The organism is Lysinibacillus sp. FSL K6-0102, from assembly GCF_038003545.1.
GTDB classification, from domain to species: Bacteria; Bacillota; Bacilli; order Bacillales_A; family Planococcaceae; genus Lysinibacillus; species Lysinibacillus capsici.
The window spans coordinates 4,686,385-4,698,732 of record NZ_JBBOPH010000001.1; the positions used below are offsets into that span (position 1 = coordinate 4,686,385).

Genomic DNA, 12,348 nt, shown 5'->3' on the forward strand with positions numbered 1-12,348 from the left:
AGGACTCCTCAGAAAAGAATGCTTTATTTTAACACGATAAAAAGCAAAAACCATACCCAAAGATATTGGATATGGTTATTTTCTAACGACCTCTACGTTTAAATTTAACAACAAAGAGAAGTGCGAGAAGGAGTAGCACTAAGCATGTAATGGCTGTAAACATTGTATTTTTATCAATAACAGGCTCGTGATTCGCAGCTTCACTATTCGCACCAGGCATTCCCATTGGGGCTCCATTTCCATCAGGAGGTTGCATTTGTTCTCCATTTTGTCCATTTCTCGGACCCTCGCCCTCTCTATTAAAAGGTGGGCTCTTTGATGGATCAAAGTCCTCTGGTAGCTGACTTGGATCAAAATCATCTGGCATCCAATCCATTTCACCATTTTCACTTGGTATTGGCATACCCATATTGCCCTGAGAAGACGTAGATGATTCCACAACAAGCTCCCCAGACAGTTGCCTTAATATAGATTCTGAGCGCTGTTTGGCAAATTCCGGCAAGCTATTTTCACCTTCAACTGCTTCTAAAAACTGCTCCGTAGTAGAGAATTTGGTTGGATCCGCCTCCACATAAGTAGTTAATAAGACAGCTAACTTTTTAGTAATGGATTGCACATACTCTTCTGTTAAATAAGTTGTCGCTAGTTCTTCTAAATAACCTTCATATTTGTCACGATATTCATCATTCGAAAGCAATGCCTTCAAGAGTGGCCGCTCCTCTAATGTTGTGCCAGAAACAGGTGTTGTCACACTAAAATTAATAGCACTATCATTTATTAGATTGCCCGACATGCCCATGCCCATGTCAACGCCGCCACCTCGTTGTTGCTGCATACCCCCATCGCCAGTTTGATCGGGTTGTCCATTGTTTTGTGCCACTGGTTTTTCCATATTAGTAGTAACGTCAGCTTGATTTTCACCGTTTCCTCCTGCTATTCTACCGCCTCCAGCCCCAAAGCCACCAAAGGACATGTTGTAATCCCAAGGAATAATAGAAAACACACCGTTCTGTTCATATAAATAATAGTTATGTTTCATATTCCCTTGATAACTATCTAAATTCACAAGTGCTGTGTTGACGGCAAAATAACGTAACATTTCATCCACATCGATATACTTTTCTATGTCTCCACCATTATTAATTGCGTCTAGCATTTCAACTAATTTGGATTGATTAATATTACCTTCATTTGTTTTTAATCCGATACCTGTATAGTCTTCGATATCGTCGCTAATATATTTTAAATCGCTGCCTGTCCCATCTGGCTTAAATAGAAAACCATCATTAGAGCCGTAATTATTAGCCAGGAATGTCTCATCCACAGCTTCTACCCCTAAGAACAAACCCCGCTCCTCACCATTCACTGTGACATACATATAGGAGTGTGCTGGTGTTGATAAACCCATTTGCTCCATCAGTTCATAGGAGATATACTCTCTCATTAATGTAGAGTCACTATAATTATTGTTTAAATTTAATTTTTTTAAGCCATACAAGCTTTGTGTATCATCATAATAATCAAAATCGATTTTTAAGCTATAGCGATCTGAGTCACTATTGACAACCGATCGTAATGATAGATTGCCCTTTGTACGAATAGCAACATTCTCAACTTTCTTGCCGTTTACTGTAATATCTGCTTGTTTTAATTCTTCAGCAGAAGCATTTTCGAGCATGTCAGCCCAATCTTCCTCAGCAATTTCAATATCAACTGTTGTTACTTTATTGCTATTAAATACTATATTCTCATAGGAGAACTCAGAATTTTTCGTTTCAATGCCTACATTTGGAAGTACAGCATATATCACGACAAAGAGAAGGAGTAAAATCACCATGCATAGATAGACAATTCGTGTTTTAATCATAGCCGTCACCTCTCATCGTAGTTCTATTTGTTAATGAGGTCATTACGCTGTGAAATTCCCATCATAGCTCAGCATAATGGCTGATTTTACACCAGCTACCTTTGTTAGTTCATCCATCAATTTTGCATCATTTTGTTTTACACGAATTTCATAAGTTGTTTCGATTTCATTCTGTTGCATAATGGATTTCGATTTGAGAGCGAATTTTTTTGTTTGCGCAGCAATAATTCGCTCAATTTCAGCATTAGCCAATTCCTCTTCAAACTTTACAATTAGTAAATACGGATTTTCTACCGTTATTTTATTAACGAATATTAGCAATACAAGTCCGATTAATATAGCACCAATAATCACTAATGGAATAAAGCCAGCACCACATAAAATACCTGAAACAATTGCCCAGAAAATATAGACTAAATCCATGGGATCCTTAATAGGTGTACGGAAACGTACAATAGATAAAGCACCAACCATACCAAGTGACAGCAGAACATTTGAACTGATTCCCATAATCACTAGTGCTGTTGCCATTGTCATTATAAGTAGTGAGATATTGAAGGAATGTGAGTAAATGACTCCATTAAAGGTCTTCTTATAAACAGCATAAATGAAAAGCCCAATAAAAAACGCTACTACTAAACCAATAATTGAATCGATTAATGAAAATGAGGTTGTTTTTTCTAAAAAGTTGGATTTAAAAATATCACTAAATTTAATTGTATCCATTGTTCATTCTCCTTTATTATTAGCCGTACATACGACTAAGTTGATATTTTGAATAGGCCTCAGCACGAGTATCCACTGACTGTAGTAAATATTTGATGATGTCTGGTAGATATTCATCGTACTTTACCTCTAAAATTACAAGATTCGGCTCCAGCACATCGACCATAGGCAAGTTTTGATTAAACATATCCGTGTTGCGTAGACTCGATTGCACCTTACTATCAAATGTCACACGCACATTGCCAAACGGATAGATATAGGCTTCTCTCTCGTAATCCACTACCGTAGTAGGTCGCAACTGGTTGTAATTCATCTCATGATATAAATCTCGAATTAGCGCTCGGTCATCATTCTCCATCCAGGCTATCTCGCCAATACGTAGTTTTTCATACTCAGCTTGAGATATTGAACATTTTGTTTTAAAGGTCACATTGTTACGCTTACTCTTCCGCTCAAGATTAATAACATTATTAGACTTGCCGTATATGCGTACTCGATATTTATCTCGATTAATAAAGCCTTCTTTTTTCTCATTTAACACTTTATTGGCAAAATTATCGAAGTACGTACTACGAATTAAATATTTACCGTCTAAGCCAGCATGATGATCACGCTGCATAACATGCTGAAGCTTGGCTTTTAATAATGCATAATCTGGATAAGAGATCGCTTGCTTTATTTCTTGGCGACCATTTGGATTAAATGAAGTAACTATTGGCATTTCATCACTCTCCCTACTTGTATTAGTGTCAGACTGACTAACCTTTAATGCTGCTCGTCCCTTTGTTCATTTCCCGTCTACATCGTTTACTATAAAGGGCTTTTGTGTCAGGCAGATGTCAGCTTTACAAATTCTTCAACTCTCTTTTACAAAACAAAGCAGATTTCTGGGAGACGGATTAAACCAACACTAAGAAGGCTACTACGCTCTTATAGCGTAGTAGCCTTTTGCAATACTAATTCAAAATGTGTTCCAGAGGGATTGCTTTCAATTAATCGCAAATCGCCCCCAACAGATTGGGCCATCATTTTACTAAGTGGTAATCCTAAACCCAAGCCGCGAACAGTATATTTTTTATTTTCCCCTCTATAAAAGCGCTCAAAAATAAATGACTGATCCTCTAGAGGGATTCCATGTCCTGTGTCCTTCACCATCACTGACAGAGCCTCGCCATGATCTATCAACCTCAAGGTTATTGTTCCTTTGTCCATCGCCTGTTTAGCATTGGTTAATAGGTTTGTAATGATCTGTTGGATACGAACAATATCTATCTGTACAAGCACAGGTTTTTCCAACAAATGTAAATGAACTTTTACATGTTCATCTTCCTGCATGACCTCCCACTGTGCCACCGCCTCTCGCAGTAGCTGATTAACATCTACTGACTCTATCTGCACAGGAATAGCATCGACAGCAAAATGGTTAAAGGCAAGTAAGTCACCAACCATTGTTTTCATTTTTGTCGTTTCGACCATAGCCATTTCAATGAATTCCATAGCATCCTGTCCCGTTACAACACCATCTCTTACAGCCTGTAATAAACCACTTATAGAGGTGACAGGTGTTTTCAATTCATGGGTGACACCTGCTAGTAATTCTGTTCGAGTTTTCTCCAGCTGTTCTAATTTATTTGCCATATTTTTAAAGGAGGAAACAAGCTCATAAATTTCCTTTTCCTTACTATATTGAGGTAAATCAATTGCATAATTGCCTTCCTGTACATGCTTGGCAGCCTCAGCTACTTGTTTAATGGGATGGGCCAAACGCTTTGACAGAAAGTAAATAGCGATCCAGCCTAATAATGCTAATGCTCCAATTAATATGGCAAGCTGTCCATATGCTTGGTTAACTCTTGTTAAATTCTCCTTCTTCTCCATCACCAGGGCCCAGCCCAATAACTCATGATTATTTTCTATCTTTCTTTTCACTACATATTCAGGTTCAAGTCCATCCTTTATTTCCTTAGTACCTTCTTTTCCATCTAACAAGCCAGCTACATTTTTAGCACTACCAGGTGGTACAGGACGGTTGCTAGTCAGTATATTTCCCTCTGTATCTACAACATACAAAATCGGATCGATCTCTTTCATATTAAAACGCTGACGATCCCCTATGAAACCTGGAATACCATTTATAGGTCCATTATTAGGATTTGTTGTATCCGTTAAACGATAGACCGTCTCGTCTGCTAAAAACTCCATTAATTCTAATCGATTTTCAAATGTTGTATGTCGAATCCACGCTGCTGAGATTAAAGATATAATAGCTAAGCCTATAAAAAGTGTCAGTAAATATCGGCTCGTCCAATATTGAAGTAAGGATATTCGCTTATTTTTTTTGAACACTTAGCTGATACCCCAATCCACGTAGTGTCTTTATTTCTCCTTCCGCTTCATCCCATTCTTTTAAAGCCTTCCTTAGCCTCTTTATAGCTAAATCTACAGCACGATCACTACCCTCATACTCCCATCCCCAAACTTGATCTATAAGCTGATCCCGGGTAAATGTTTGATTAGGGTGGTCAGATAAAAACATGAGCACTGATAAATCTCTTGGCGTTAATACAATCTCTTCTCCACCCAAAAGCACTTTATGCGCTTTACAATCAATCACTAGAGACCCATACTGCTTACTAGTAGCTGAATCAGTACTACCTACAGCACGTCTTAAAACAGCCCTCACTCTTGCAACAACTTCATCTGCGATAAAAGGCTTGGCAATATAATCATCTGCCCCATGATCAAACCCCTCTAGACGATAATTAACCTCACCTAATGCTGTTAACATGATGACTGGGCAAGTACTTCGTTCTCTTATTTCTTTTAAAATGGACCAACCATTTTTTTCTGGTAACATAATATCTAGCAACACTAGATCTGGCTGTGTTTCACGAAACATGACCAAGGCTTGGCCACCATTGAAACATTGTGTCACACTATAACCCACTTTTTGTAAATACACCTTTAAAACCTGGCTTATTGGATATTCGTCCTCTATTACTAGAATGTTTGCCAAAGTCAATCACCTCGCGACTAGTTCACTCTTATATTCATTATAGCACTGGATTATGTCAGTTAAATGTCAGCCTATCCATTACCCATAAACTACTAGCACAGATTATATAGAGGACATCTATTGACAATGTCTTCCTCAGCCACTTATCATTGAGTGCGAATGATAATCAATGATAATTCATTCAAAAACCTAGTAAATGAAATTAAGGGGGGTAAAAGCATGATTATTGTAACTAATCGTATTCAAGTAAAACCCGGTTTTGCTGCGAGAATGGCACCAAATTTTACAAAGCCAGGTCCTCTGCAACAGTTTGAAGGCTTTCATAAAGTAGAGGTATTAATTTCAACTGATGATCCTACTTATGATGAAATGAGTGTTAATATGTATTGGGAATCTAAGGAGCATTTCCAAGCATGGCGTAATAGCGATGCATTCGCTGCAGCCCATCAACGCCCAGATTCGGGCTCTGAGGGAGAAAAGGCTGACAGTCCAATTATCGGCAGCAAAATAGTGGTGGCGGAATTAGCTTCTTCTATTGAAGCCTTAAATTAATAAACGACGATTAAATTACTTATACATTATCTTCTGATTCTATCTAAAAAGCCCTGCATGTTGAACGATCATGCAGGGTCTTTTTTCTTGGTATAAGAAACATTGATTAAATCAATATAAAAGAATGACTAGTATATAGCCCAGCACGGATAGAAAGACCGAGCCAATTAAACCTGCAATAAATGCCTTTACACCTAGCTCCTTAAATGTTTTCATCTCAACATTTAGCCCTAGACCTGCCATTGCCATCGCAATTAAGATATAAGCAATATCTACTAATGCTTGCGATACATTCGCCGGTATAATCCCTAAAGAGTTGATAGCACTCATCGCTAAAAATCCTAAAATAAACCACGGTATGATGGATAAAGAAAAGGCTTTTTTCTCTTCACTTTTGTCCATTCTTCGATAGAAAATACCAATAACAATTGCTACAGGTACGAGTAGGGCCACTCGTGTTAATTTCACGATGACGGCTATATCAATTGCTTCATTTCCACCAGCAGATGCAGCTGCAATTACATGCGCAATTTCATGTAATGTCCCCCCTGCGAAAATCCCATACGCAGTAGGTGTTAAATCGATGATGGAATAAAGTACCGTATAAATAAGTGTGAAAATAGTCCCCAATAACGCAACAATCGCTGCCCCTACCGCCGTTTCCTTTTCATTTGCTTTAATTTGAGGTGCAATTGCCACTACTGCAGCAGCTCCGCAAATGGCAGTCCCGCAAGCAGTTAATATCCCTAGCTTTTGATCGACTTTAAATATTTTTGTTAGGCCGTACACAACAATTAAGGCAAATAGCAAATTAATGACTGCAATTAAAAAAACGTTAGCACCCGCATGATAAATATCTGCTAAATTTAAGCGCATACCCAATAAAATAATACCAAAGCGTAATAGCTTCTTGCTGGAAAATGAAATCCCTACTTGCCAAGAATCTTGTACTTTAAATGTTGCTCGCCAGGTCATCCCTAATATAATGGCAATAACCAACTGTCCCAATATTGAAAGGAAAGGAAATGTGGCAATATATTTCGCTACTAAAGCAATAAGAAGCGTTAACAATATCCCCTTCAAGAAATTTGGATTAAGAGTAGATTTTAATTTATGCTGTCTATTAACCATGATGTTCACTTCTTTCTCCCTTGTTGATTATTACTTTAATAAAGAGTGCACTATTAGTAAAATACATATATATAATTATTATTATTAATATTTCTAATAATAGGGGTGAAGATATGCAATTGGATGCTTTAAAAACATTTATCACGCTGGTTGAGGTCAATAATTTTACAAAGACCTCTGAAATACTTCATATTTCACAACCAAGTGTTAGCTTACACATTAAGAATCTAGAGCAAGAATTACAAACAACCTTATTTATTCGCTCCCCAAAATCGGTGCAAATTACACCAACTGGTGAAATTCTTTATAAACGAGCAAAGCAAATCATGGCGATAGCTGAAGCTGCAAAAGAAGATATCGCTGCCTATCATCAAGAGGTACAAGGTACGCTAGTCATTGGGGCAAGCTTTACAATTGGCGAATATATATTACCTCCAATTATTGCAAGCTTACAGCAACAATTCCCACAACTTGAACTTCAAATTATTATTGGCAATACAAAAGAAATCATTCAATATACAAAATTACTGCAAGTCGATATAGGTCTAATTGAAGGACAGGCTCATGATAATGAACTAGTCATTAAGCCATTTATGCAAGATGAGTTATTTATTGTTAGCGACAGTAAACATCCTCTTACAAAGCAACAACCTCTGACTGCTGATAAACTCCAGCAGCAAAGCTGGGTTGCGCGTGAAGAAGGCTCTGGAACACGTTATTATCTGGATCATTTATTCAGAGCAAATGGTTTACAGATTCATTCGCTTTTGACTATTAGCAGTAATCAGGGCGTGAAGGAGAGTGTAATGCAGGGACTTGGTCTTTCTTTATTGTCTGCCTGTGTGATAGAACGTGAATTAAAAAATGGAGATATGACTATTCTGCGCCTTGAAGGACAGCACTTTATGCGAACATTTTCTTATCTTTGCTCACCTACCATGAAAAATAAGCGCAATGTCGACATACTGATTGATATCTTAATAAAAAAAGCATAGCGATTCTTTTCTCGTCGCTAAGCTCTTTTTATGGTTCTTCTCGTATTAAAATGTTTACTTTCAATGATTTCAACAAATTTCATTGCTGCTCTAGAAAGGGGTACTGACTTCAAATAACACATACCAATACTTCTCGTAGGAATACTTTCCCTTAAAGTTAATTCATAAAGAAGTCCACGTTGAAGATAGTCCTTTGAAAATTCCTTTGTTACACATGCAATGCCAAGGTTACTACGCGCAAATTCGAGTACCAAATCATGTGAGCCTAGCTCAAACTCTGGCTCTATGTGAACGCCTCTTGCAAAAAGATAATCTTCCACATACTTCCTTGAATTTGATTTTTTCTCTAGAAAGATAAGTGGAAATTTTAAAAGGTCCTCATAGCTTAAACTTTTAGATGAAAGTGTTTTATATTTTTCCCCACAGACAAAAATATCCTGAATATCTGTACATACCGTTAACTGTAATGTTGAATCTTCAATTGGAAAATTACAAAACCCTATATCTACTTCACCCGATTTAATAAAATTACAAATTTCAGAGGTTGTGCCATTTAGCATTTGCAATTTAATATTCGGATACATTGTATGGAATGCTTCTAAATAAGGCATTAAAAAGAAGCGTGAGATCGTATCACCTACCCCTATTTTTAATTGCCCTGTTGTTAAATTTTTGAATTCAAGTAACTTTTCTTCACCAGCATCTAAAAGCCCTAAAGCAGAATTAGTATATTCAAAAAGTAGGCTACCCTCTGTTGTTAATGTCACACCTTTAGGGGTTCGATTAAAAAGACGTGTGCCAAGCTCATTTTCTAATTGCATCATTGCCTGACTTACAGCTGGCTGTGTCATATATAAATCTTTTGCTGCACTAGAAAAGCTATTATTTTTTGCTACAACACTAAAAACACGATATAAATCTAATTTCCCTATCATATAAGCACCTCTTATAGCTATTATATGAACTATTAATTTTACTTATATCATTAACGAGCCTTATAGTAAAATCATATGGTTTTTATATCACTTTACGCTAGATAGAATGAGGAGAGATTAAATTGGAACGTGTAATCGGTACAGTTGTAAGAGGTCTTCGTGGTCCTATTATTAATGAAGGCGATAATATTGAACAAATTGTTGTAGATACAGTGTTAAATGCTGCACATATTGAAGGATATACAATAGAGGATCGTGATATTGTGACAGTAACTGAATCTGTCGTGGCACGTGCACAAGGAAACTATGCTACGATTGATGATATTGCCATAGATGTAGCGGCTAAGTTTGGTGATGATACGGTAGGCGTTATTTTCCCCATTTTAAGTCGAAACCGCTTCGCCAATTGTTTACGAGGCATCGCTAAAGGTGTAAAAAAGGTAGTATTAATGCTAAGCTACCCATCTGATGAAGTGGGTAATCACCTTGTAGATATTGATGAGCTCGATGTAAAAGGCATTAACCCATGGACAGATACACTCAATGAGGTTGAATTCCGCGAGCATTTTGGCTATAAAAAACATACATTTACTGGTGTAGATTATATTGAATACTATAAAGAGTTAATCGAAGCAGAAGGGGCTACGTGTGAGGTCATCTTCTCAAATAATCCAAAAACAATTTTAAATTACACAAAGAGTATCTTAACATGTGATATTCATTCACGCTTCCGCACAAAACGTATTCTAACAGCGAACGGTGCAGAAAAAGTTTACAGCCTTGATAATATTTTAGCTGAATCAATTAATGGCTCTGGTTTCAATGCTGAGTATGGTCTACTTGGCTCGAACAAAGCAACAGAGGATAGTGTTAAATTATTCCCACATACTTGCCAACCGATTGTTGATGGAATCCAAGCAAAAATTAAAGAAGCTACAGGAAAAACAGTAGAAGTTATGATTTATGGTGACGGCGCATTCAAAGATCCTGTGGGTAAAATTTGGGAGCTTGCAGATCCTGTTGTATCCCCAGCATTCACCGCTGGATTACATGGAACACCGAACGAGGTTAAATTAAAATATTTAGCGGACAATGATTTTGCAGACCTTCGAGGCGAAGAACTAAAGGCTGCTATTTCTGAATACATCCAAAATAAAGATGAAGATTTAACAGGTCAAATGGCTGCACAAGGAACAACACCGCGTCGTTTAACAGACCTTATCGGTTCCCTATCTGACCTTACATCTGGTTCGGGTGACAAAGGAACACCAATGATTTACATTCAAGGCTACTTCGATAATTACACTAAATAAACAAACAAAAATGAACTCTCGTCCTAATGAAGAGAGTTCATTTTTTTATGGCGAGGATAACAGGAATCGAACCCGTACTCCCATTGGAAAGGGATATGCACTCCTTGCACCTACCTCGTAATAGATGATTATTGAATGCTTGCTATAGTATTACATTGTGCTCAGTCCCTTCTCTTCTTAATTGGTTAGGATTTTAATTTATTTGGAATAATTTCTTCTTGTAGCCAATGCTCACTTGTTTGAACATGTTGCGGTCTCACAAATTTCCCTAAATTATAGCGGAAATCTTCGTAATGGAATGAGCTAGTATTTCTAATGACATACCCCTCTTGTTCCCCTTCAAAGAATGATTTTCCAGTGAATGTACGTTTTATCTGTTCTTCGTCAAAAATCCCTCGGTATAAAACGGGCACTGTTTCTATACCTAACTCTGCTGCAAAGGCCACGGTTTCATCCCAGCTCAAACAAATATTTTCTTCATTCCAAATGCTAAACAAATAGAAATAGCTTGTTAATCCTTGATAATAAATAGAATGCTTGGCATAAACATTTTCACCACATAAGCGCCAGTCCTTTGGAATCCGATACGCAAAATTCGCGTGAAATGTTTTTACCCAATGTCTAGAAGGATGGTTGGCTGAATGAATGCTTCTAGCATGCATATAGTCTCTGTAAAGTGTTGTCCCTTCTCCATCTAACTTTTCAGTGACAACAACCTCCTTTCTAATAAAATGATTCACATTTCTAGCAACTTTATCATCATCGGTATAACCCCTGCTCCATGGTAAATGAAAACTTCTTGGGTATTTCATTAATTTCGTCATATTTTCACCTTCCTTTCCTAAAGTTTACTTGGCAAATTGATCTGCCTCACGGAAAAAATAAAGCCTTGTTAATAAATCACCATCTAATAAATGATAAATTTGGCTTCCACCTCTATCTCCCCCATACTGGATTAACATATGAAATTGCACTAAATGAACAACCTTTAATACAAATTCCTTTTCAAAGCCCAACTCTAATAGAAAATGGCAAACCAGTTGAGCAGAGACATTTTCATGCCCAAAATAGCCATAACGCTGTTGCAAAGGTTTATATTTTTTACAAGCTGGTTTACCGACATCATGAAACAATGCAGCTATTTGTAGAGCTAGTTTATCGCTTTCTAAGTAGTACTCATTGATGTACGCGTACACAAAATACGTATGCTGACATAGTAAAAATTGATGGAATGGGTTTTCTTGATCGAATTGATAAATTTCTTTGAAAAGTGGGACTGCTTGAAGTGTTTGAAAAAGCTCTTCATAGGTGGGGTGGCCTTGTATGAGTGAAACAAATTGTTGTCGAGAAAGATCATAGGGACTTGATTCATGAATAATATGCAATTCATTAAACCCTTCTCCTACTGTCGGGAACTCTAAATGCTTTCTCATTTTTTCCATCACGATTAATGGTACATGTCTTTTCCTTTGCTGGTTTCTAGCTACACAGATTGAATAAGGTGTATCAAAGTAATAACATACCTTCTGCACATTACTTGGTATTTTACGAAGTGCAAACATCCTGCGCTCTCGTTCAATATTGGTTGCATCCACAATGACAGAAAACCCTTTTGCCACTAAGTCATTAAGACGTTCATATAATGTACGAAAGACTATACGTGATTTTTGCCTTGTTGAATCCCCAAATAATTCCTGACGTATAGCGTCGCTTGATAGGACAATTGCATTTTCATTTTTAGCTAACTGTTTCACAAATGTACTTTTCCCACTACCAGGCAACCCCACTGTAAAGATTACCTTCATTCTTTTCA

12 protein-coding genes are annotated in these 12,348 nt (G+C 37.2%); 3 read left to right on the forward strand and 9 right to left on the reverse strand.

Annotated features, from left to right (window positions below; genetic code table 11):
• Positions 1 to 82 precede the first annotated feature (82 nt).
• The 5 genes from NYE73_RS23880 to NYE73_RS23900 all read right to left on the reverse strand — a co-directional run bounded on the left by NYE73_RS23880 (position 83) and on the right by NYE73_RS23900 (position 5,609).
• Positions 83 to 1,867, reverse strand: a complete 1,785-nt coding sequence (locus tag NYE73_RS23880; protein WP_259950963.1) for a CotH kinase family protein — start codon at positions 1,865 to 1,867, stop codon at positions 83 to 85.
• Between the two features lie 42 nt (positions 1,868 to 1,909).
• Positions 1,910 to 2,593 (reverse strand): DUF4956 domain-containing protein, encoded by a 684-nt coding sequence (locus NYE73_RS23885; protein WP_004233537.1) that lies wholly within the window; start codon positions 2,591 to 2,593, stop codon positions 1,910 to 1,912.
• A gap of 19 nt (positions 2,594 to 2,612) precedes the next feature.
• On the reverse strand, positions 2,613 to 3,314 hold the full coding sequence (locus NYE73_RS23890; protein WP_259950962.1) for a polyphosphate polymerase domain-containing protein: 702 nt from the start codon (positions 3,312 to 3,314) through the stop codon (positions 2,613 to 2,615).
• Positions 3,315 to 3,523: 209 nt separating this feature from the next.
• Positions 3,524 to 4,939, reverse strand: a complete 1,416-nt coding sequence (locus NYE73_RS23895) for a sensor histidine kinase (RefSeq protein ID WP_259950961.1) — start codon at positions 4,937 to 4,939, stop codon at positions 3,524 to 3,526.
• Positions 4,923 to 5,609, reverse strand: coding sequence for a response regulator transcription factor (locus NYE73_RS23900; protein WP_259950960.1), 687 nt, complete (start codon positions 5,607 to 5,609; stop codon positions 4,923 to 4,925). Before NYE73_RS23900 ends, NYE73_RS23895 begins: the two co-directional genes overlap by 17 nt.
• Before the next feature lie 219 nt (positions 5,610 to 5,828).
• Here NYE73_RS23900 and NYE73_RS23905 point away from each other — a divergent pair, with 219 nt between their 5' ends.
• Positions 5,829 to 6,161, forward strand: a complete 333-nt coding sequence (locus NYE73_RS23905; protein WP_004233528.1) for a heme oxygenase — start codon at positions 5,829 to 5,831, stop codon at positions 6,159 to 6,161.
• 111 nt (positions 6,162 to 6,272) lie between these two features.
• On the opposite strand, the gene NYE73_RS23910 is transcribed toward NYE73_RS23905, so the two are convergent.
• Entirely contained in the window at positions 6,273 to 7,292 is a 1,020-nt protein-coding gene (locus NYE73_RS23910) for a YeiH family protein (protein ID WP_259950959.1), read from the reverse strand.
• Between the two features lie 113 nt (positions 7,293 to 7,405).
• Here NYE73_RS23910 and NYE73_RS23915 point away from each other — a divergent pair, with 113 nt between their 5' ends.
• Positions 7,406 to 8,287: a LysR family transcriptional regulator gene (locus NYE73_RS23915; RefSeq protein ID WP_054548523.1), complete on the forward strand. Its 882-nt coding sequence runs from the start codon at positions 7,406 to 7,408 to the stop codon at positions 8,285 to 8,287.
• Positions 8,288 to 8,304: 17 nt separating this feature from the next.
• Here the strand turns inward: NYE73_RS23915 and NYE73_RS23920 are convergent, their stop codons facing one another.
• Positions 8,305 to 9,222 (reverse strand): LysR family transcriptional regulator, encoded by a 918-nt coding sequence (locus NYE73_RS23920; protein ID WP_048395493.1) that lies wholly within the window; start codon positions 9,220 to 9,222, stop codon positions 8,305 to 8,307.
• Positions 9,223 to 9,344: 122 nt separating this feature from the next.
• On the opposite strand from NYE73_RS23920, the gene NYE73_RS23925 reads away from it, so the two are divergent.
• On the forward strand, positions 9,345 to 10,535 hold the full coding sequence (locus tag NYE73_RS23925; protein WP_054548521.1) for a coenzyme F420-0:L-glutamate ligase: 1,191 nt from the start codon (positions 9,345 to 9,347) through the stop codon (positions 10,533 to 10,535).
• A gap of 185 nt (positions 10,536 to 10,720) precedes the next feature.
• On the opposite strand, the gene NYE73_RS23930 is transcribed toward NYE73_RS23925, so the two are convergent.
• Both NYE73_RS23930 and NYE73_RS23935 read right to left on the reverse strand, forming a co-directional pair.
• Positions 10,721 to 11,359, reverse strand: coding sequence for an RNA ligase family protein (locus NYE73_RS23930; protein WP_259950958.1), 639 nt, complete (start codon positions 11,357 to 11,359; stop codon positions 10,721 to 10,723).
• Between the two features lie 24 nt (positions 11,360 to 11,383).
• Positions 11,384 to 12,340 (reverse strand): AAA family ATPase, encoded by a 957-nt coding sequence (locus tag NYE73_RS23935; RefSeq protein WP_054548519.1) that lies wholly within the window; start codon positions 12,338 to 12,340, stop codon positions 11,384 to 11,386.
• Positions 12,341 to 12,348: the final 8 nt, after the last annotated feature.